The organism is Sediminicoccus sp. KRV36 (assembly GCF_023243115.1).
Taxonomy (GTDB): domain Bacteria; phylum Pseudomonadota; class Alphaproteobacteria; order Acetobacterales; family Acetobacteraceae; genus Roseococcus.
The window spans coordinates 2,840,711-2,860,177 of record NZ_CP085081.1; the positions used below are offsets into that span (position 1 = coordinate 2,840,711).

General features: G+C 69.1%; 20 protein-coding genes. 9 read left to right on the forward strand and 11 right to left on the reverse strand.

From position 1 onward, the window contains the following. Nucleotides 1–14 precede the first annotated feature (14 nt). The 8 genes from LHU95_RS13285 to LHU95_RS13320 form a co-directional block, all read right to left on the reverse strand. Nucleotides 15–809: an enoyl-CoA hydratase/isomerase family protein gene (locus tag LHU95_RS13285; protein ID WP_248707443.1), complete on the reverse strand. Its 795-nt coding sequence runs from the start codon at nt 807–809 to the stop codon at nt 15–17. A gap of 62 nt (nt 810–871) precedes the next feature. Continuing rightward, complete coding sequence (locus tag LHU95_RS13290) at nt 872–1,345, reverse strand: copper chaperone PCu(A)C (RefSeq protein ID WP_248707444.1); 474 nt, start codon at nt 1,343–1,345, stop codon at nt 872–874. 25 nt (nt 1,346–1,370) lie between these two features. Then, nucleotides 1,371–1,601, reverse strand: a complete 231-nt coding sequence (locus LHU95_RS13295) for a hypothetical protein (protein WP_248707445.1) — start codon at nt 1,599–1,601, stop codon at nt 1,371–1,373. Nucleotides 1,602–1,681: 80 nt separating this feature from the next. After that, nucleotides 1,682–2,176, reverse strand: a complete 495-nt coding sequence (locus LHU95_RS13300; RefSeq protein WP_248707446.1) for a YcnI family protein — start codon at nt 2,174–2,176, stop codon at nt 1,682–1,684. Nucleotides 2,177–2,188: 12 nt separating this feature from the next. Further along, nucleotides 2,189–4,243, reverse strand: a complete 2,055-nt coding sequence (locus tag LHU95_RS13305; RefSeq protein WP_248707447.1) for a TonB-dependent receptor — start codon at nt 4,241–4,243, stop codon at nt 2,189–2,191. Between the two features lie 66 nt (nt 4,244–4,309). Beyond that, nucleotides 4,310–4,669, reverse strand: a complete 360-nt coding sequence (locus LHU95_RS13310) for a DUF2946 family protein (RefSeq protein ID WP_248707448.1) — start codon at nt 4,667–4,669, stop codon at nt 4,310–4,312. Between the two features lie 53 nt (nt 4,670–4,722). Continuing rightward, complete coding sequence (gene thpR / locus LHU95_RS13315) at nt 4,723–5,259, reverse strand: RNA 2',3'-cyclic phosphodiesterase (RefSeq protein WP_248707449.1); 537 nt, start codon at nt 5,257–5,259, stop codon at nt 4,723–4,725. Between the two features lie 31 nt (nt 5,260–5,290). Then, entirely contained in the window at nt 5,291–5,947 is a 657-nt protein-coding gene (locus LHU95_RS13320) for an arylesterase (protein ID WP_248707450.1), read from the reverse strand. Between LHU95_RS13320 and LHU95_RS13325 the strand changes: the two genes are divergently transcribed. The 3 genes from LHU95_RS13325 to LHU95_RS13335 all read left to right on the forward strand — a co-directional run bounded on the left by LHU95_RS13325 (nt 5,946) and on the right by LHU95_RS13335 (nt 10,073). After that, complete coding sequence (locus LHU95_RS13325; protein WP_248707451.1) at nt 5,946–6,665, forward strand: ABC transporter ATP-binding protein; 720 nt, start codon at nt 5,946–5,948, stop codon at nt 6,663–6,665. The two genes, LHU95_RS13320 and LHU95_RS13325, sit on opposite strands and share 2 nt — an antisense overlap. Continuing rightward, nucleotides 6,662–9,160 (forward strand): FtsX-like permease family protein, encoded by a 2,499-nt coding sequence (locus LHU95_RS13330; protein WP_248707452.1) that lies wholly within the window; start codon nt 6,662–6,664, stop codon nt 9,158–9,160. The genes LHU95_RS13325 and LHU95_RS13330 overlap by 4 nt, the downstream gene beginning before the upstream one ends. A 124-nt stretch (nt 9,161–9,284) precedes the next feature. Further along, on the forward strand, nt 9,285–10,073 hold the full coding sequence (locus tag LHU95_RS13335; protein WP_248707453.1) for a Bax inhibitor-1/YccA family protein: 789 nt from the start codon (nt 9,285–9,287) through the stop codon (nt 10,071–10,073). 225 nt (nt 10,074–10,298) lie between these two features. On the opposite strand, the gene LHU95_RS13340 is transcribed toward LHU95_RS13335, so the two are convergent. The 3 genes from LHU95_RS13340 to LHU95_RS13350 are packed head-to-tail and all read right to left on the reverse strand — an operon-like array spanning nt 10,299 to nt 13,264. Further along, the gene (locus LHU95_RS13340; protein ID WP_248707454.1) at nt 10,299–10,511 is read right to left on the reverse strand and encodes a cation transporter; all 213 of its coding nucleotides are present in this window, start codon (nt 10,509–10,511) and stop codon (nt 10,299–10,301) included. Nucleotides 10,512–10,523: 12 nt separating this feature from the next. Beyond that, the gene (locus LHU95_RS13345) at nt 10,524–10,913 is read right to left on the reverse strand and encodes a MerR family transcriptional regulator (protein WP_248707455.1); all 390 of its coding nucleotides are present in this window, start codon (nt 10,911–10,913) and stop codon (nt 10,524–10,526) included. Next, nucleotides 10,910–13,264, reverse strand: coding sequence for a heavy metal translocating P-type ATPase (locus LHU95_RS13350; protein WP_349292620.1), 2,355 nt, complete (start codon nt 13,262–13,264; stop codon nt 10,910–10,912). The genes LHU95_RS13345 and LHU95_RS13350 overlap by 4 nt, the downstream gene beginning before the upstream one ends. An 85-nt stretch (nt 13,265–13,349) precedes the next feature. Here LHU95_RS13350 and LHU95_RS13355 point away from each other — a divergent pair, with 85 nt between their 5' ends. The 6 genes from LHU95_RS13355 (at nt 13,350) to LHU95_RS13380 (ending at nt 19,467) form a co-directional block, all read left to right on the forward strand. After that, a complete protein-coding gene (locus LHU95_RS13355) occupies nt 13,350–14,423 on the forward strand; it encodes a trypsin-like peptidase domain-containing protein (RefSeq protein ID WP_248707456.1) in 1,074 nt (357 codons plus the stop codon). Between the two features lie 78 nt (nt 14,424–14,501). Next, nucleotides 14,502–15,011: a BPSL0067 family protein gene (locus tag LHU95_RS13360; protein ID WP_248707457.1), complete on the forward strand. Its 510-nt coding sequence runs from the start codon at nt 14,502–14,504 to the stop codon at nt 15,009–15,011. Between the two features lie 72 nt (nt 15,012–15,083). Further along, complete coding sequence (locus LHU95_RS13365; protein ID WP_248707458.1) at nt 15,084–16,133, forward strand: alpha/beta hydrolase; 1,050 nt, start codon at nt 15,084–15,086, stop codon at nt 16,131–16,133. Continuing rightward, complete coding sequence (locus tag LHU95_RS13370; RefSeq protein WP_248707459.1) at nt 16,130–17,098, forward strand: D-2-hydroxyacid dehydrogenase; 969 nt, start codon at nt 16,130–16,132, stop codon at nt 17,096–17,098. Before LHU95_RS13365 ends, LHU95_RS13370 begins: the two co-directional genes overlap by 4 nt. Further along, nucleotides 17,099–18,487, forward strand: coding sequence for an amidohydrolase family protein (locus tag LHU95_RS13375; RefSeq protein ID WP_248707460.1), 1,389 nt, complete (start codon nt 17,099–17,101; stop codon nt 18,485–18,487). 80 nt (nt 18,488–18,567) lie between these two features. Continuing rightward, on the forward strand, nt 18,568–19,467 hold the full coding sequence (locus LHU95_RS13380; RefSeq protein WP_248707461.1) for a tripartite tricarboxylate transporter substrate binding protein: 900 nt from the start codon (nt 18,568–18,570) through the stop codon (nt 19,465–19,467).

A 19,467-nucleotide genomic window follows, 5' to 3' on the forward strand; every position in this document is an offset into this window, starting at 1 on the left:
TCCCGGCCCCGCGCTCAGCGGCCCTTGAAAACCGGCGCCCGCTTCTCCCGGAAGGCCTTCAGCCCCTCCTGCAAATCCTCGCTCGCCTGGCTGGCCTTGGCGCGGTCAAGCGCCCCCTGCACGTCGAATTCCTGGCGTGCGATCTCGTTCAGGCTGCGCTTCACGCCCTGCACGGCCAGCGGCGCCATGGCGGCCAGCCGCTCGGCCAGGGCATCCACCCGGGCATCGAGTTCGGCGGCGGGCAGCATCTCGGTCAGGTAGCCGATGGCGAGCATTTCGGGGGCCAGGATCTTCTCGGCCGTGAGGAACAGCTTCTTGGCGGCGTTCAGCCCCAGCCGGCTGACGTAGCGCAGCATGCCCGAGGGATAGTAGTGCAGCCCAAGCCGCGCGGCCGGCATGAACATCTCGGCCGTGTCCACGCCGATGCGGAAATCGCAGCACAAGGCGAGATCGGTGGAGCCGCCATAGACGCCGCCATTCAGCCGGCAGATCGTCGGCACGCGGAGGTTTTCGAGGGCACTCGCCACCCCCTCGAAGGAGGGCGCATCCTCGCGCGCCGTGACTTCGGCGCCCGGGCGCTCGGCCATGTCACCCAGGTGATAGCCCGAGGAAAAGGATTTGCCCGTCCCGGTCAGCACCATCACCCGGATCGCAGGATTGGCCTCGATCGCCGCGAAATGCTCACCGAGCATGAGAAGATCGGCCGGCTCGATGCGGTTATGCACGGCCGGCCGGTTCAGCCGGATGGTTGCGCGCGCGCCCGAAATGCTCAGCAGAGGCGTGGTCGCCTCGGCATGCGTGCCATCCATGGTCGTTCTCCCCGATACTGCCTGGCAGGATACAGGGAAGGGCTGGCGGCGGAAGCCTCGCTTCAGTGGCGATGCGCCGGCGTCCGTGCCCCGGCCGCCTGCACCGCCAGCTGGACCGTCACCTCGCCCGCCTGGGCGAAGCGCAGCGTGACCGGGATGCTCTGGCCGTCATTCATCGGCCGCGTCAGGCCGATCAGCATCAGGTGCAGCCCGCCCGGTTGCAGCGTGACCTCGCCATTCGCCGGCACCGGGATGTCAGTCACCGGGCGCATGCGCATCACGTCGCCATCGCGGATATGGGTGTGCAGTTCCATGCGCCCGGCCGCGGGGGACGTGGCCGAGACCAGGCGATCCGGCGTGGCGCCGGTGTTGCGGATGATGAGGTATCCACCCCCCTGCATCCCCTGCCCCGCCGCGCGGGTCCAGGGATTCACGATGCGCAGGGCACCGAGTTCCGTGACGGTGTCGTGGGCCAATGCGGGGCCGGCCAGGGGCAGAAGCCCGGCGGCGAGGATCAGGCTGCGTCGTGTGCTCATGTCAGGGTTCCTTGTTGTTGTTGTGTCAAAGCGAGGCCGGGCGCGGCTGGTTGGCGCGGGCCTCGATGCGGCCGGCGAGGCGCGCAAGGCGCGTCGCCCCCCGCGCCACCACCGCTGGGTCACCATGCGCGCAATTGTGCTGAAGCTGGATCAGTTGCGCCTCCATCGCCGTTCGTTCCTCGGCGCGGGCATGCGGGATCGCGGCCTCCACGGCCTCTGCCGCACCCAGGGTGGTGGCGGTACAGATCTCCGTCATGGCGCGTTCCAGCTCGTCCGGATCGCAGGCTCCCGCTGGCGCGGCGAGGAGAAGGCAGCACAGGGCAAGCGGCGCGCGCATCAGCGTGCCCCCAGGCGCAGCGTGGCAGCCGGGCTGCGCGGGCGGGACTGCTCGGCCGTCGGCAGTTCGATCCAGGCGTGCTGCGCACCGCCTTCGCAGCGCTGCATCACGGGAAAGCTCAGCGTCGCCCCCGCCATGTCCGGCGCGCGGATGAGCAGGACGAACTCCTCGTAATGCGCATCGGGCAGCGGCCCGCCGCGCCAGGCGATACCGGAGGGCGCCTCCCGCACCAGGCCATGCCCGCCGGAGACGGGACGGGGCAGCGGCCGGGTCTCGATCGCGATCTCCCAGCCGGGCTTGGGCATGGGCCGCGCCATGGTGATTCCCTCGGGCAGGGCCACCTCGATCGCGATCGTGGCTGCGCCCGCGCAGCCATGCCCGACGCGAAAGGCGAGGCGGGCGTAGGAATTGGCCGGCACCTCGGGGGGCGCGATGGTCACATGCGCCGCCGCGGGCGTCGCCAGGGCCAGCAGCAGGGTCAGGATGCGTTTCATGATCTGGTTCCTTCAGAAGCGGTAGCGCATGCCGGCATAGGCGGTGGTGCCGTAGCCGGGTTCAAAGAGGGCCGCATTCGGCAGCGCCACATTCGTCACGGAAGTGGAGCTGATGTAGCGCTGGTTGGTCAGGTTGCGCGCCTCGAAGAAGACGCCCATGCGGCCATCCATGAACTCGCCACCCGCCCGGAGCCCAAGCAGGAGATAGCTGTCGGTCCGCACGGTATTGGCGTTGTCGGCGTAGAAGCCGGACGGCACATAGTCGAGGTTGGGCGCGACCCAGAGGCCGGAGGGATGGCGATAGCGCGCCTCGGCCCGCAGCACATGCGGTGGCGCGCCCGGAAGCTGGTTGTTGCCATAGACGCGATCCCCATCGAAGCGGAAATCGCTGTAGGTGTAGGCGAGGCGAAGCGTCGTGCTGTCCTGCGGGGTGAGCGTGCTTTCCAGCGCCAGGTAGCTGGCCGCCAATTCGACCCCTTGATGAATGGTCTTGTCAGCGTTGCGGGCAAAACTCGTGCCTGATGTCGGGCCCGCAAAGATCTGGATTTCCTTGTCAATCCAGGCGCGGTAGAGCGCCGCCTCGTAGGTGAAGGGCCCGGTCTGGCCACGTGCGCCAACCTCCAGCGTCACGGCCCGCTGCGGGTCCAGCAGGGCAAAACCGCCGAGCGGCACCAGCGCCACCAGGTCCGAGAGGGTCGGCGGCTCGGTGGACCAGGTGACATTGCCATAGAGCTGCGCCGTCGGCGTCGCCTGCCAGAGCAGGCCGGCGCGGGGGTTGATGAAGCCCCAGCTGCCCTGGCCGCCCAGCGCCCGGTTGAGGCGGTTTTCGCTGCGCCGCATGGCCTGCCCACCGGACAGGCCGGCCACCAGGGCCAGGTCGGGCAGAATATAGAAGCTGTTCTCGACATAGGCGTCCGAGGTCGCGGCCGTGTCCCAGGCGGCGAAGGTCTGGGCGCCGCGCACGCCGCTGAGATTGGCAAAGCGCCGGTTGTCGTTCGTGCCATAGGCGTAGTTCACTCCGGCGACGAAGCGGTTGCGAAAGCCACCCAGTGTCCCGTCCCGGATGATCCGCCCGAACAGGTTGAAATCATTGGTCTGGTTGTCGATGTACTGGAAGATCGGATGGTCAAGCTGCCGCCCGACATAGCTGCCGCCGAACTCCACCCGAGTATCCGTGTTCAACTGGATGGCGGTGATGGAGCCCAGGCGAAAGCTCTCGATGTTGCGCTGGTAATTCAGCCGCACATTGGCGGCATTGGCGAGGCGGGGCGTCTGCGTCGCCGAATTGCGCGAGACGGCGCCCGGAATATCCTGCTGGATCGCGTTGTAGGTGAAATACAGCCGTGTCTCGGCATTCTCGGCGATGCGATAGCCGAGATTGGCATTCATCCGCCCGGCACTGCCCGACGAGTTGTTGCGCCAGCCATCCTGGCTGGACATCGTGCCATTCACCCAGCCATCCCAGGGCCCGGTGGCGCCCCCCATGGCGATGTTGCCGCGGGCGAAGCCACGGCTGCCGCCCTCCATGCGCAAGGCGACCCCCTGCCCTTCGGCCTGGCGCCCGGTCGGCGTGACGAAGTTGATCGCACCGCCCAGCGTATTGGCCCCAAGCGCGAAGCCGTTGCCGCCACGGAACACCTCGGCCCGCATGAAGCTGGTGGGGTCCAGCTCCTGCAGATCACCGCTGCCATCAGCCTGGTTGATCGGGATACCGTCCTGGAACACCCGCACCCCGCGCAGATGGAAATTCCGTGCCAGGCCCGAACCGCGGATCGAGAGCCGGGAATCCTCACCCCATTTGGGCTGGGCGAAGATGCCGGGCGTGAACTCGAACATGTCGCGCACGGAGAGCGTGCCGGGGCGGTCGAGGAACTGCGACGCGGGCACCATGGTATTGGCGCCTGGCGAGGACCAGAGCCTCACCTGCGCCTGGGTGTTGCTGTCCACCGTGAGAGCGGGCTGCGGCGCCGTCACCACCGTATCGGGGGCGGCGCGAATTTCGGTTTGGGCCAGGGCGGGCATGGCAAGAAGAGGCGTGCTCAGCAGCACGCGGCGCAATAGCGACATGGTGGGGAATCCATCACAGGCAGGAACAACGGCGCGCCCGGCAACCGGGCGGCGCGGGCGGGGTGTTCAGACCGTGAAGGGAGGGGCGCGCGTCGAATATGGCGGAGCGTGGGCCGCCGGGCGCAGATACCGGGTTCCGGGCGCATGCCAGGCCAGCGCCTCGCCCAGCCAGGCCGGGCCGGCCAGCCTTGGCGGTTCCGGCAGGAGGATGCCAGGCAACCCATGGCAGATCGGGCAGAAGCCGCCCTCACCGCCGGGCGTGTGTTCCGGCGCGGGATCGCCCTGCGCGTCGAGGCGAATGCTGCGCATGCCATCGGTCGAGCAGATCTCGATGATCATCCCCTCGCCAGCGCCCATGCCGCGCAGGCAATGCGCGACTGCGATGCCCGACTGCAGGAACAGCAGGGCCGCAAGGACGCGTATCAACAGGGGACGAAACCGTGCCACGTGGGAAGGTCTAGGCGAGGAAGCCGCGCACCTCAAGCCGCCAGGGCGTATTCCACCTCGGGCGTGTAGACCGCCGCCTCCTTGCCGAGCTGGGAGGAGTAGAGGACGAAGCGCTCCACCATCACGGCATCGGTGCGGAACAGGTTATGCGCCTGGATGAAGCCGGCGAGCTTGGGCGGCGCCGCGGCTTCCGTCCGCGCCAGCGTGACATGCGGTGCGAAGCGCTTGCGTTCCGCTGGCAATCCAGAGCGTTGCAGGGCGGTCTCGATCTTGGATTGCAGATGCGCCAGGCCCGGGCTGCGCTCCGCCACCACATGCAGGGATTGCACCCGCCCCGCCTTTTCAAAGGTGCCGAGGCCCGAGAGCCGCAACGCGAAGGGCTTGGCGCGGATATTGGCCAGGGCGAGGTCGAGTTCCTCGGCCAGGTAGCCGGGCACCTCGCCGATGAAGCGCAGCGTCAGGTGGTAATTTTCTGGCCGCACCCAGCGGACCCCGGGCAGGCCGCCTGTGAGGGAAGCGAGGCGATCCTTCACTTCCTCTGGGAGTTCAAGGGCGACAAAGAGACGCATGGGCCAAGACCCCCTTCCCGGATTCGCCCCCCTATCCTGCCGGGGGTGACGCCACGCGGTCCAGCAGTTGTTCTGTGGCGGGCAGGATATGCCGGATCATTTCGGCGACGCCGCGCGGATTAGGGTGAATGCCATCGGCCTGGTTGAGCGCCCGATCGCCGGCCACGCCCTCCAGGAAAAATGGAACAAAAATCAACTGGGGCCGTCGGTTGGATGCCTCGGTGAAGACGGCGTGGAAGCTTCTGGCATAATCGGCCCCCAGATTTGGAGGCGCATGCATGCCCGCGAGCAAGGTGGGGATCCGCCGTGCTTCCAGCCGGCTGAGGATGCTCTCCAGCGCCTCGGCCATGCGGGGGGGTGGCAGGCCCCGCAGCCCGTCATTGCCGCCGAGAGCCACCATCGCCGCCTGGGGCCGGTCCGCCATCGCCCAATCCAGCCGGGCCGCGCCGCCCGCCATGGTATCGCCCGAAACCCCGCCATCCAGCACGCGCACCGCGCGCCCGCGCGCCACCAGCGCCGCCTGGAGTTGCGGCACGAAGCCCTCGCCGCGCGGCAGCCCGTAGCCGGCGGTGAGCGAATCCCCCAGCGCCAGAAGCCGGATCGGCGCGGGATTTTGCGCAGCGGCACCTGTCGCAAACAGCAACAGGCCCTTTTGCAGCGCAGCGCGCCGCCCATATGCGACCATCATGGACAATGCCCAAATCTCCCTTGCCCCGCTGATCGCGGCGCGCGACCTCACCTTCGAAGTGGGGGGCTCGGCCGGCCGGGTCAACATCCTGAAGGGCGTCAGCCTCAGCATCGGTGAGGGCGAGGCCGTCGGCATCATCGGCCCCTCCGGCTCCGGCAAGACCTCGCTCCTCATGCTGCTGGCCGGGCTGGAGCGCGCCACGAGCGGCCAACTCATCGTCGCCGGACGGGACCTCGCGCGGATGAGCGAGGATGACCTGGCCCGCTTCCGGCGCGAGGAGGTGGGCATCGTCTTTCAGTCCTTCCACCTGGTGCCGACCATGACGGCGCTGGAAAACGTCGCCATGCCGCTGGAGTTCGCCGGCGACGAGCATGCCTTCACCCGGGCCGAGGCCGCGCTGAAATCGGTTGGCCTCGGGCATCGCATCACACATTATCCGGGCCAGCTTTCGGGCGGCGAGCAGCAGCGCGTGGCCGTCGCCCGCGCCTTTGTCGCGCTGCCGCGGCTGATCCTGGCCGATGAACCCACCGGCAATCTGGACCGCGCCACCGGCCTTGCCGTGATGGACCTGCTCTTCGACCTGCGGGCGAAATTCGGCACCACGCTGATCCTCATCACGCATGACCCGGCCCTGGCCGCCCGGTGCGAGCGGCAAATCCGCATCGAGGACGGGCTGATTTCCAGCGACACCGCCACCATCCCCCTCGCCGCCGAATGAGGAACCTTCTCCTCGGCGTGAAGCTGGCGCGGCGGGAGCTGCGCGGCGGGGTGAAGGGGCTGCGCATCGTGCTGGCCTGCCTGGCACTGGGCGTCGCTGCCATCGCGGCGGTCGGCACCTTGCGGGCCGGCATCGAGGCCGGCCTGCAGGCGGATGGCGCGCGTATCCTGGGCGGGGACCTCGAAATCCGCGCCGGAAATGAGCCAGCCAGTCCGGAAGCCCTCGCCTGGGTCCGCGCCCGAGGCGGCGTCATCAGCGAGGTGGCGCTGCTGCGCGCCATGCTCATCGCGCCCAATGGCGAGCGCACGCTGGTGGAACTCAAGGCGGCCGACACGCTCTACCCGCTCTATGGCACGCTGACGCTGGACCCGGCGCAGCCGCTCACCGGCCCCATGCTCGTCGCCGAGCCATCGGTGGCCGAGCGCCTCAGCCTCACCCCCGGCGACGAGGTCCGCCTGGGCGAGGCGCGCATCCGCTTCGCCGGCCGCATCGCCGAGGAGCCGGATCGGGTGGCCACACCCACCGTCTTCGGCCCGCGCGCCATCATCCCGCTGGAGCTGCTGGCCGCCACCGCCCTGGCCCAGCCGGGCAGCATGATCACCCATGAATACCGCATCCGCCTGCCCGAAGGCGCTTCGGCCAAGCTGTTCGGCGCCGAGTTGAGGGCGGCCTTTCCCGCCGCCCCCTGGCGCATCCGCCGCGCCGACCAGGCCGAGCCCGGCGTAAACCGCTTTCTCGATCGTGCGGCCTCCTTCCTCACTCTGGCCGGCCTGACGGCCCTGCTGGTGGGCGGGATTGGCGTGGCGACGGGCGTGCGCGCCTGGCTTGACGCCCGCAGCCGCACCATCGCCACGCTGCGCTGCATGGGCGCACCGACGGCGGCGATCTTCTCGGCCTATCTGTTTCAGGTGCTGGTGCTCTCGGCCCTTGGCATCCTGATCGGCTTGGTGGCCGGCTGGGGGCTGACCGTGCTGGCCGCCTCGGCCTTGAGTGGCGCCCTGCCCGTCCCGGCGCGGATCGGGATCTACCCGGCACCACTGGCCTTGGCCGCTCTCTACGGCGTGCTGACCGCACTCACCTTCGCGCTCTGGCCGCTCGGCCGCGCCGGGCGAATCCCCGGGGCCGCACTGTTCCGCGATGTGCTGGGGGCTGGCGGCTTCTGGCCCGGCTGGGGGGTGGCCATCGCCAATGCGCTGGCGGCGACGGCGCTGGTCACCCTCGTCATCCTCACGGCCGAGCAGCGCTTCTTCGCCATGGCCTTTTGCGGCGGCGCGGCGGCGGCGATGCTGCTGTTCCGCCTTGGCGCCTGGGGGTTGATGGCGGCGGCGCGCGCTCTGCGCGGCATTCGCCGCCCGGCCTGGCGCCTCGGCCTCGCCAATCTGCACCGGCCCGGCGCCCCCACGCCGATCATGCTGGTGGCACTCGGCCTGGGGCTGACCACGCTGGCTGCCATCGCGCAGATCCAGGGCAATCTGCGGGCCGCCATCGGCAATGAAATGCCGGCCCGCGCGCCCAATTTCTTCTTCATCGATATCCAGCCCGACCAGGTGGCGCGCTTCGACAGCCTGGCCCGCGAGACCCCCGGCGTGGACGAGGTGCGCCGCGTGCCCAGCCTGCGGGCCCGCATCTCCGCCGTGAACGGCACCCCGGCCGAGCAGGTGCGCGCCACGCCTGAGACCGCCTGGGCGCTGCGTGGCGACCGCGGCCTCACCTATTCCGCCCGCATGCCCGAAGGGACGCGCATCACCGAGGGCGCTTGGTGGGCGGCGGATTATGAGGGCCCGACGCTGGTCTCCTTTGACGCCAACCTGGCGCGCGGCTGGGGCATCGGCCTGGGTGACACCATCACGGTGAATGTGCTGGGGCGTGAGATGGACCTCAAGATCGCCAATCTGCGCAGCGTGGAATGGCGTTCGCTGGGGATGAACTTCACCCTCATCGCTTCGCCCGGGCTGCTGTCCTCGGCGCCACACACGCATATCGCCACCGTGCGGGGCGATCCGGCGCAGGACCAGAACCTGCTGCGGCGGATCACCGATGCGCTGCCCAATGTCTCGGGTATCCGCGTGCGTGAGGCGCTGGAGCAGGTGGGCGTGCTGCTGGGGCGCATCGGCACGGCACTCACGGCCGTGGGCTCCATCACGCTGATGGCCGGCGCCCTGGTGCTGGCGGGGGCCGTCGCGGCCGGGCAGCAGCGCCGCATCCGCGAGGCGGTGCTGCTCAAGACGGTGGGCGCCACCAGGGGGCAGATCCTGCGCGCCTTCCTGGTGGAGTTCGGCGTGCTGGGCGGCTTTGCCGGGCTGCTGGCGGCGCTGGCCGGGACGGCGGCGGCCTGGGGCGTGGTCGTCGGCATCATGCGGCAGGAATGGGTATTCCTGCCGGGCACTCTTGCGCTGACAGTGGCGGGCTGCATGTTCCTGGTGCTGGCCTTTGGCTATGCCGGCACGGCCATGGCGCTGCGCGTCCGGCCGGCCCCGTTGCTCCGCAACGAGTGAATCTTGGCGGACAGGCTTCCGAAATCCATTGAACCGGATTACAGAAGTTCCATATGATACGGGCAAGGGCATTCGCCCTGGCCCCGGCCTTTCATGGCCCTGGCCTTTTGGAGGATCGAACACAATGGCTTTGCAACCCGAATCGCGCTGGACGCAGCCTGCTCAAGGCTGGGGCCGCACCGCGGGTGTGGACGCCGCGGCGATTGACGCCGGTCTGCGCGCCTACATGCTCCGCGTCTACAACTGGATGGCCTCGGGCCTGCTGCTGACGGCGATCGTCGCCTATGCGGTGGCCAGCATTCCGGCTGTGTCCGAGCTGTTCTTTACGGTCGTCCGCACGCCGCGTGGCCTCGCCACGGCGCCGACGATCCTCGGCTATGTCGCGATGTTCGCGCCCCTGGCCTTCATCCTGGCGCTCTCCTTCGGCATCAACCGGATGAGCAAGTCCACGGTGCAGGCGCTGTTCTGGGCCTTCTGCGGCGTCATGGGCGCCAGCATGGCGAATATCTTCGTCATCTATACCGGCGCCTCGATCGCCAGCACCTTCTTCATCACCTCGGCCACCTTCGCCTCGATGAGCCTCATCGGCTACACGACGAACCGGGACCTGACGAAGCTGGGCAGCTTCATGCTGATGGGCCTGATCGGCATCATCCTCGCCTCGCTGGTCAACATCTTCCTGGCCTCGCCGGCGATTGCCTTCGCGATCTCGATCCTGGGCGTGATCATCTTCTGCGGCCTCACGGCCTATGACACGCAGCGGATCAAGAACGACTACATCGAGCATTCCTACGCCGAGGGCACGGATGAAGCCGGCAAGCGCAGCGTGATGGACGCGCTGGGCCTCTACCTGAACTTCATCAACCTGTTCCAGCTGCTGCTGTCCTTCATGGGCAACCGCAACCAGGGCTGATCCGGCAACCAGCCGCATCAACGAACGAAACCCGGCGGAGCCATCCGCCGGGTTTTTTTGTGGGGTTGGGGGTGGATTCCTGGGTGGCCGGGGCGCGGCGCTTCCCCGGCTCACCCGCCAGGACATCAGCTGTCCTGGACCGTCAGTTGCGATGGCGAAGCATGGTGCCGGGGACGAGCATCGGGGAAGCCACGGCGATGGCATCCCGCTTCCTGCGCGCCACTCTCAGGCGCGGTTGCAGGGCAGGACCTTGTAGCCGCTCGATTCGATCGCCTGGACCGCGCTGGCGCGTTCCAGCATCGTCTCGGCACTCACCAGCCCGGCGGCCAGATCCACCACCACCCGGGCATGCGCATCCCGCGCCTGCAGCGCCTTCGTGACGCTTTGCACGCAATGGCCGCAGGTCATTCCCTCGACCTGCATTTCAATGATGGGCATCGGCAATTCCTTTCATGTGGACGAGGCCATGTGGTCCAGGATCGGGCATTCGGGCCGCGCATTGCCCTGGCAGGCCTGGGCCAGATGCCGCAGGGAATCCGCCACGGCCTTGAGCGAACGCGCCTTCTCCTCAAGGGCATCAACGTGGCTGAGGGCGATTCGTCGCACCTCGGCACTCTGCCGCCCGTCATTTTTCCACAGTGCCAGGAGGCGCTTCACTTCGGAGAGTGGAAACGCCAGGTCCCGCGCATGCCGGATGAAGCGCAGGACCGCGACGTTCTGCTCCGTATAGGCACGGTAATTATTGGCCCGGCGCTGGGGCGTGATCAGGCCCAACGTCTCGTAATGCCGGATCATCTTGGCACTGACCCCACTCGCCATCGCTGCTTCGCCGATGTTCATTTGGCTTCCTCCCTCGCACTCCCTGGCGGGCGCCAGCGCGCCAGCAACAAGGCATTCCCCAGCACCGAGACGGAAGAAGCCGCCATGGCCGCCCCCGCCAGTGCCGGTGACAATCCGCCGAAGGCCGCCAGCGGCAGGCCGGCGGCGTTATAGGCAAAGGCCCAGAACAGGTTCTGGCGGATCTTCCCGCGCGTCCGGCGCATCAGCTCCAGCGCCTGTGGCACCAGCGCCGGATCACCGCGCAACAGCGTGACCCCCGCCGCCGCGATGGCCGCATCCGTCCCGGTCCCCATGGCGATGCCAAGATCAGCCGCGGCAAGGGCCGGGGCGTCATTCACGCCGTCGCCCACCATTGCCACGCGTTCGCCCGCATCGCGCCAGGCGGTAATCCGCGCGGATTTATCGGCCGGCAGCAGCCCAGCCTCGATCTCGGCGAGCCCGAGCCTTGCCCCCAGCGCGCCGGCCGCCGCCGGGCTGTCGCCCGAGAGCACCACGACACGCAGCCCCATGGCCTTCAGCGTGGCCACGGCCTGCGCCGAATGGGGCTTCACCGCATCCTCGAAGGCGAGGAGTGCCAGCACCCGCCCCCGTTCCACCAGCCAGGCCAGCGTCCGCCCCTGCGCCGACTCCGCCACGGCGGCAGCCGTCAGTACCGGATTGGGCGCGGCCCCCGATTCGATCAGCAGCCGGGGCGAGCCCAGGCTCAGGCGCCGTCCCTCCACCTCGCCCTCGACACCGCGCCCCGGCAGGGCGCGGAAGGCGCTGACCGGCGGCGGTGGGGCGCCATGCGCGACCAGGACAGCGCGCGCCAGCGGATGCTCGCTGCCCGCCTGCAAGCCGGCCGCGAGACGCAGCGCGCCGGGCTCACTCTCATGCAGGGCGGCCAGGATGGGCTTGCCCTCGGTCAGCGTGCCGGTCTTGTCGAAAGCGACCAAGGTGATGCCCGCCGCACGCTCGATCGCTTCGGCATCGCGCACCAGGATGCCCGCGCGCGCCGCCGCCCCCGTCCCCGCCATGATGGCGGCGGGGGTGGCAAGGCCCAGCGCGCAGGGGCAGGCGATCACCAGCACCGCCACGGCGTGCATCAACGCGACTTCCGCCCCCGCACCGGCCGAGAGCCAGCCCAGGAAGCTGAGCAGCGCGATGCCGATCACCACCGGCACGAAGATCGCCGAAATCCGATCCACCAGCTTCTGGATCGGCGCGCGGCTCGCCTGGGCGGCGGAAACCAGGGCGGCCACACGGGCCAGCACCGTCTCCTCACCCACGGCGGTGACGCGCATGATCAGGCGCCCATCCAGCACCACCGTCCCGGTGGAAAGTGCCGCACCCGGGGATTTGGCCACCGCCTCGCTCTCGCCGGTCAGGGCACTTTCATCGAGGCCCGCCTCGCCTTCCGTCACCACGCCATCGGCCGGCACGCGCTCACCCGGGCGGATCACCACCAGGTCCTGCAATTTCAGCAGCGCGGCTGGAACCTCGCGCTCGGCCCCGGCATCGAGGCGCATGGCCGTGCGCGGCTTGAGGTCGAGCAGGGCGCGGATCGCGCCCGCCGTCGCGTGCTTGGCGCGCGACTCCAGATGCTTGCCGAGCAGCACGAAGAAGATGACGAGGGCCGAGCCCTCGAAGTACAGATGATGATGGCCGCCCAGCCACTGCCAGACGGACAGCGCATAGGCGGCGCTGGTGCCCAGGGCGACCAGCAGGTCCATATTGCCCGTGCGCGCCCGCAAGGCGCCCAGCGCGCCGCGATAAAACCGCGCGCCCAGCACGAATTGCAGCGGCGTGGCCAAGGCCAGTTGCCACCAGCCGCCGGGCATCCAGTCCTGCCCCAGCCCCATGCCCAGCATGCCGACCAGGAAGGGCGCGGCCAGCAGGCCGGCCAGCGCCAGCTCCAGAGCCTCCCGCGGGAAGCGCGCTTCGGCCGTGCCGGAGGAGACGCCATAGCCCGCGCGGTCCAGCGCCACTTCCAGCGATTCCAGCGTGGTGCCGGCCAGCACCTGCAGGGTCGCGCGTTCGGAAGCGAGGTTCACGGCCACCGCCAGCACGCCGGGCACGGCGGCCAACGCGCGCTCCACGCGGCTGGTGCAGGAGGCGCAGCTCATGCCCGTCACCTGCAGCTCGATCACCTGCTCGCGCAGCCCATAGCCGGCCTTGCGCAAGGCTGCGTCCAGCGCGGGCAGCGCGGCCGTGCCCGTCACCTCGGCCATTTCACTGGCGAGGTTCACCTGAACGCCGGCAACGCCAGGGACCGCCTCCAGCGCATGGCTGACGCGGCCCACGCAGGAGGCGCAGCTCATGCCCGAAACGGGCAGCGAGATCTTCGGCAGGGGTGTGTGTCGGTCCATCATGATTCCGAGGTGGCACTTGCCATAGTGGCAGGGTCAAGGGGACCGCACCTTGCGCTGGCGCAAAGTGATGGGCACATCCTCTGCTATGCGCCTGCTCCTGATCCTGCTCGTCCTCGCCCTGTCCGCATACGCGCCGGCCGCTTTCGCGCAGAATGCCGCCGAGCCGCCTGGCTTTCGCGTCGTGAACCGGGCGGGCGGCGATGCGACGCAGTTGTTCGCCGTGCGCAGCCCCCGTGGCGGCCAGGGCGACTGGGGCGGCAACCTGCTCCGCCCCGACCGGCCGCTGACCGAGGGCGGCGGCTTCCGCGTCAACCCCGCCGCCGATGCCGGCTGCCGCTTCGATCTCCGCCTGGTGCTGGCCGATGGGCGCGAGGCCGTCCTGCGCGACCAGGATATCTGCGTGAATCGCAATATCGACCTCGCCAATGCCGGCCGCCCCACAGCGCCGGCCGCCGCGCGCCCGCTCCCTGTCGCCTCACCCGCCAGCCGCGAAACGCCGCTCGCGCAGCCCAACCAGCAGGCGCGCCAGGTTTCGACCGGGACGGGATTTCTGATCGCGGATGAGCGGGTGATGACCAATCATCACGTGATTGACGGCTGCAACCGCGTGCTGCTGCGCACCCCCTCCGGCCATTGGCTCGCCGCCAGCCCGCCCGCGCGGATGGATGCGGCGCTCGATGTCGCGCTGCTGAACGTGCCCGGGCTGGTCGGCCCGGCCCTGGCCTTCCGCACCGGCCCCGCCGTGCGGCGTGGCGAGGGCGTGGTGGCCTATGGCTTTCCGCTCGCCGGGCTGCTGAGTTCCGACCCCAAGCTGACCCGGGGCGAAGTGAACGGCTTGCGCGGGATTGGCGACAACCCCAACCAGTATCAGATCAGCGCCGAGGTGCAGCCGGGCAATTCCGGAGGGCCGCTGGTGGACATGCAGGGCCATATCGTCGGCGTAGTCGTCTCCAAGCTGAACGCCCAGGCCGTCAGCCGCCGCACCGGGGATATCGCGCAGAATGTGAATTTCGCCGTCCAGGGCCAGGCGGCGCTGGCCTTCGCCCGGCGCGCCGGCGTGCAGCCCCGCGTCGTGGAATCCACCGGCCCGGAGCGCAGCACGGCCGATGTGGGTGAGATCACCCACCGCAGCACTGTCTTCATCCGCTGCGAGAAGTAGCGCCCACCGCCACCGGGAGGCTTCTGCACCGAGCCCGGCGGGTCTAGCCTTGGGGCCAGCCAGGCAGGGAGCATCGTCATGGGTGCCGGTTCGCGAAGTGCCTTGGAAAACATCCTGGCCTATGCCACGGGCGAGACGCGCCCCGAGGATTTCGAGTTCTACCTGACCCAGAACCCCGAATTCTGGGAGCAGCAGGTCTCCTTCCTCGGCAATGGGCATTGTGTGCCGCTGGTCCAGGCCGCCTGCGGCGCGCCGGTGACGATGCTGTGGCGCAAGGGGCCATGGGTGCGCGCCAATCCGGCCATCCCGCGCGGCACCGCCATCGCCACCTTCACCCCTGCCGGCCGCTACGCCAATCTCGACACGGGCAACCATGCGGCGGTCTATCTGGGGGAAACTTCGGAAGGGCTGATGGTGGTGGATCAGTGGCAGACCCGCACACCCGCCCGCCCCGGCCGCCGCCTGCTGACCTTTCGGGGCGGCGATGGCAGCCCGAGCAATGATGGCGATGCCTTCTTCGTCATCCTGACGCCGCGCCGCATCACCAGCGAGGAATTGCGCCAGGCCTGGCTGTCACTCCTCAGCTGAGGGGCTGGGCTGCCCCCTCGCGGAGTTTCGCGGCCTTGGGTAGTGTCTGCTCCATCCAAGGGAGAATTCCGCATGCAACGCCGTGTCCTGCTTGCCGCACCCGCGCTGTCGGCGCCGCTGATCAGTGTCCAGGCCCAGGGCCAGGCTGGCGCACAGGCGCCGCGCATCATCACGGAGGAATTCATGGTGCCCGCCAGCGATGCGGGGATCGAGATCTTCGTGCGCAACAAGCGGCTGGAGAGCATGACGAGCTTCTCACCGGGGCGCACGCTGATCATGGTGCATGGCGCGACCTATCCGGCGCATACGGCGTTTGACCTGCCGCTCGGCGGCCTGTCCTGGATGGATTACATCGCCGGGCGCGGCTTTGACGTCTGGTGCATGGATATTCGTGGCTATGGCCGCAGCACCCGCCCGGCCGAAATGTCCCAGCCGCCCGAGGCCAATCCGCCGCTGGTGCGGGGCGAGACGGCGGTGGGCGATATCCTGAGCGTATCCAACTTCGTGCGCGGAAGGCGCGCGATCCCCAAATGCGTGCATCTCGGCTATTCCTGGGGCACTGCCCTGATGGGCCGCTTCGCCGCCGAGAATCCCGCCGTGGTGGAGCGCCTGGTGCAATATGCGCCCGTGTGGCTGCGCCAGGGCGCTTCGCTCGCCGATCCGGGCGGCACGCTCGGCGCCTATCGCTTCGTGACGCAGGACGCGGCGCGCGCCCGTCGCGGGGCTGGCGTGCCGGAGGCGGCACGCGCGGGGCTGGTGCCGCCTGGCTGGTTCGAGCATTGGGCCGGCGTGACCTGGGCGACCGACCCTGACGGGCTGCGCCGCAACCCGCCCGCATTGCGGGCCCCCAATGGCAGCGTGGCGGATGGCCGGGAATACTGGGCCGCCGGACGGCCCTTCTATGACCCCGCCAGGATTACCGCCCCCACCCTGCTGGTACTGGGCGAATGGGACCAGGACACGCCGCCCTACATGGCGCAGACGCTGTTCCCGCTGATGACGGCCTCACCCGGCAAGCGCCTTGTGGTGCTGGGTGAAGGCACGCATGGCATGTGGATGGAGCGCAATCGCGGCGCGCTGTTCCAGGCCGTCCAGGTGTTCCTTGAGGAGGCCGCAGCATGAGCCAGTTCCCCGCAAACCCCACCATCTGCTTCGCCCATGTGGCCTATCAGGTGGGTGCGCGCTTCGAAGCCCGCGGCGCGCCCTTCCCCTATTTCGAGGTGCGCAGCCTGGATGAACTCCAGACCCGCATCGGCGAGGCGGATGCGCTGGTGGTCAGCGGCTTCTGGCGCAACACGCTGCCAACGCTCACCAAGCGGCTGAAATTCGTGCAGTCGCTCTCGGCCGGCACGGACCAGTATGACCGGCCGACCTTCAAGGAGCACGGTATAGCACTTGCCTCGGCGGCAGGCGGCAATGCGGCGGCGGTCAGCGAGCATGCGGTGAGCCTCATGCTCGGCATCACGCGCAAGCTCTTCATCGCGCGCGATGACCAGCACAAGAAATTCTGGTCCGGCATGAAGGGCGATTTCACCCAGCGCGAGGATGAGCTGAACGGCAAGACCGCCATCGTCATCGGCATGGGTGCCATCGGCAAGCGGGTGATCCGCGTGCTGAAGGCGCTGGACATGACCGTGATCGGCGTGCGCGCCAACCCCGCCTCGGGCGCTGAGGGTGCAGATGAGGTGCATGCCACCTCGGCCCTGCCGCAGATCCTGCCGCGCGCGGATTTCGTCGTGCTGGTCTGCCCGCTGACGCCCGAGACCACGGGGCTGATCAATGGCGCGGCCCTCGCTGCCATGAAGCCAACCGCCTATCTGATCAACTGCGCGCGCGGCAAGGTGGCGGACGAGGATGCGCTGATCGCGGCCTTGCAGAACAAGGTGATCCGCGGCGCCGGCCTCGATGTGATGGCGACCGAGCCGCTGCCCGCGGAGTCGCCCTTGTGGACGCTGCCCAATGCCTTCTTGACGCCACACACGGCGGGCGAAACCTGTGCCTATGAGGATAACGTCCTCGACCTGATGATGGAGAATATCGCGCGGCTGCAGGCTGGCCGCGAAGACCTCGTGAACCGGATCGTCTGAATGATCGTGCTCTCCCCCCGCTGGCTCTGGTGCGCCGAAACCGGCCTGCGGGAGGGGGCGCATCTGATCATCGCGGGTGACCGCATCGCCGATATCGTCAGCGAACGCCCCAACGGCGATGCCCAGCGCATCGAATTGCCGGACGGGCTGCTGATGCCGGGCCTGATCAACCTTCACAACCATGCCTTCTCGGCACCGCTGTTCCGGGGCCTGGCCGATGACATCCAGCCCGGTGATCTGCCGGGGCATATCCTGTTCTCGCTGCTCATGCCGCTCGGTGATCTGGTTTCCGAGATCATGTCGGCCGAGGCGATCGGCGATGCGGTGGAAATGTCGCTGCTGGAAAGCCTGATGACGGGCACCACGGCGATGCTCGATATCTGGCGGCCGCAGCAGCATGAATTCGTGCCGCGCGCGACCGGCCTTGGCCTGCGCACATGGTCCTGCCCCTACCTCTTCACCCAGCCCAACCTGACGATGGATGAGGCGGGCCAACCCGCATGGCGCGGTGCCGATGCCAGCGATGCCAGCTTCGATTTCGTGATGCGCCTGCATGCCGAGCGGCATCAGGGGCCGGATGGCCTCGCTTCCATCGGCTTCGGCCCGCATGGGCCGGACAGCAACTCGCCCGCGCTGCTGCGGCGGATTGACCGCGCGGCACGGGAACTGGGCGCCATCGTCTCCATCCATTGCGCGCAGAATCCCATGGAAGTTGCCGCCGTGAAGGCCGCCCATGGCAAGGGCAGCGTGGCGCATATCGCCGATTGCGGCCTGCTGCGGCCGGGCGTCATCCTGGGCCATGCGATGTTCGCGACGGATGAGGAAATCGCGATGGTGCGCGATGCCGGTTCCACCATCGCCTCCTGCCCGCTCGGCTTCGCGCGTTCGGGGCGCGGCGTGCCGCTGGCGCGTTTCCTGGAATCCGGCGTGCGGCTCGGCATCGGCACGGATGGTGTGACGCTGGACATGGTGGATGAGTTGCGCGCCGCCGCCATGCTGGCCAAGACGCAATCGGGCCGTGCAGGCTTTGGCAGCGCCGAGCGTCTGTTGACCGCCGCCACGCGCGATGCGGCGGATGCGCTGCAACGCCCCGACCTGGGCCGCCTGACCCCGGGCAGCCGCGCGGATGTGGTGATGTTCGACCTCTCCCGCCCGCGCTACCAGCCGGTCTGGAATCCGCTGCGCGCCCTGCTCACCAATGGCCAGGGCAGCGATGCGCATACCGTCATCACCGCCGGCGAAATCCGCGTACGGGACCGCCAGCTGCAACGCGGCGATGCCGCCGCCATCACGCGCCGCGGGCGCGCCGCCATCGAGGCCGTCTGGGCCGAGGCCGCAAGGCGGGGCGCCATTCCGGCGAGCCTTGCGGCACAAAGGGAATTCGCATGAAGCGCCGGCTTTTCATCGCAGCAGGGCTCGCAACGCCCGCCTTGGCGCCTCTCCATTCAGCATGGGCCCAGCGCCGGCCCTTGCGCATCATCGTCCCCTTCCCGCCCGGTGGCGCCGTGGACAGCCTGGGCCGCATCCTGGCCGACCGGCTGACGCCGGTGCTGGAGCAGAATGTCATCGTCGAGAATCGCGTCGGCGCGGGCGGCGTGGTGGGGGCCGATACAGTGGCGAAATCAGCGCCGGATGGCGGCACCCTGGGCATTGTGGGTGCCGCCAGCATCCTCGCCGCCCCCTTGCTGCAACCCGCCATGCCCTTCGATGCGATGCGGGACCTGATGCCTGTCACGCAGATCACCGACGCCGCCGTGCTCTGCGTGGTGAACGCGGATACGGCGCGGCGGGAGAATTGGCGCAACCTGGCCGATATGCTGGCCACGGCGCGCGCGCGTCCGGGTGCGATCCGCATGGGCACCACGGGTGTGGCCACCGTCTCGCACCTGGCATTGTCCGCCATCGCCTCGGGGGCTGGCGTTGAGTTCCTGCACGTCCCCTATCGTGGCGGCGCCGAAGCGGTGCAAGCGGTCCTGGCGGGCGAGGTGGATGGCGTCTGCGATCTGCCGCCCACGCTCTCACCGCAGGTGACGGCCGGGCGGCTTGTGGCGCTGACCGTCTCCTCCCGCGCCCGGCTGCAATTCCTGCCCGATGTGCCATCCCTCGGCGAAGTGCCGGCTTTGGCGGGCTTTGATATCCGCAGCTGGAACATGCTGATGCTGGCCGCCGGCACGCCGGAGGCCGAGCGCGCGCGCCTCTTTGCCGCCCTCACCCGTATCGGCCGTGACGAAGGCTTCCGCGCGGCCCTGCGCCCGCTCTCCTATGATGCCGTCGTCTCGGACAGTCCCGAGGCCGCCCGGCAATTCATCACCGAGGAAGCGCCGCGCTGGCGCGAATTGGTTCGGCTTTCCGGCGCACGGGTGCATTGA

Excerpts from the sequence above, each read along its gene's own strand:
- LHU95_RS13320 (WP_248707450.1), bottom strand. The coding sequence starts at position 5,947 with ATGATGGTCGCATATGGGCGGCGCGCTGCGCTGCAAAAGGGCCTGTTG.
- LHU95_RS13290 (WP_248707444.1), bottom strand. The coding sequence starts at position 1,345 with ATGAGCACACGACGCAGCCTGATCCTCGCCGCCGGGCTTCTGCCCCTG.
- LHU95_RS13375 (WP_248707460.1), top strand. The coding sequence starts at position 17,099 with ATGATCGTGCTCTCCCCCCGCTGGCTCTGGTGCGCCGAAACCGGCCTG.
- LHU95_RS13305 (WP_248707447.1), bottom strand. The coding sequence starts at position 4,243 with ATGTCGCTATTGCGCCGCGTGCTGCTGAGCACGCCTCTTCTTGCCATG.
- LHU95_RS13360 (WP_248707457.1), top strand. The coding sequence starts at position 14,502 with ATGGGTGCCGGTTCGCGAAGTGCCTTGGAAAACATCCTGGCCTATGCC.
- LHU95_RS13330 (WP_248707452.1), top strand. The coding sequence starts at position 6,662 with ATGAGGAACCTTCTCCTCGGCGTGAAGCTGGCGCGGCGGGAGCTGCGC.
- LHU95_RS13350 (WP_349292620.1), bottom strand. The coding sequence starts at position 13,264 with ATGATGGACCGACACACACCCCTGCCGAAGATCTCGCTGCCCGTTTCG.
- LHU95_RS13325 (WP_248707451.1), top strand. The coding sequence starts at position 5,946 with ATGGACAATGCCCAAATCTCCCTTGCCCCGCTGATCGCGGCGCGCGAC.
- LHU95_RS13295 (WP_248707445.1), bottom strand. The coding sequence starts at position 1,601 with ATGACGGAGATCTGTACCGCCACCACCCTGGGTGCGGCAGAGGCCGTG.
- LHU95_RS13300 (WP_248707446.1), bottom strand. The coding sequence starts at position 2,176 with ATGAAACGCATCCTGACCCTGCTGCTGGCCCTGGCGACGCCCGCGGCG.
- LHU95_RS13345 (WP_248707455.1), bottom strand. The coding sequence starts at position 10,913 with ATGAACATCGGCGAAGCAGCGATGGCGAGTGGGGTCAGTGCCAAGATG.
- thpR (WP_248707449.1), bottom strand. The coding sequence starts at position 5,259 with ATGCGTCTCTTTGTCGCCCTTGAACTCCCAGAGGAAGTGAAGGATCGC.
- LHU95_RS13365 (WP_248707458.1), top strand. The coding sequence starts at position 15,084 with ATGCAACGCCGTGTCCTGCTTGCCGCACCCGCGCTGTCGGCGCCGCTG.
- LHU95_RS13340 (WP_248707454.1), bottom strand. The coding sequence starts at position 10,511 with ATGCCCATCATTGAAATGCAGGTCGAGGGAATGACCTGCGGCCATTGC.
- LHU95_RS13355 (WP_248707456.1), top strand. The coding sequence starts at position 13,350 with ATGCGCCTGCTCCTGATCCTGCTCGTCCTCGCCCTGTCCGCATACGCG.
- LHU95_RS13370 (WP_248707459.1), top strand. The coding sequence starts at position 16,130 with ATGAGCCAGTTCCCCGCAAACCCCACCATCTGCTTCGCCCATGTGGCC.
- LHU95_RS13335 (WP_248707453.1), top strand. The coding sequence starts at position 9,285 with ATGGCTTTGCAACCCGAATCGCGCTGGACGCAGCCTGCTCAAGGCTGG.
- LHU95_RS13285 (WP_248707443.1), bottom strand. The coding sequence starts at position 809 with ATGGATGGCACGCATGCCGAGGCGACCACGCCTCTGCTGAGCATTTCG.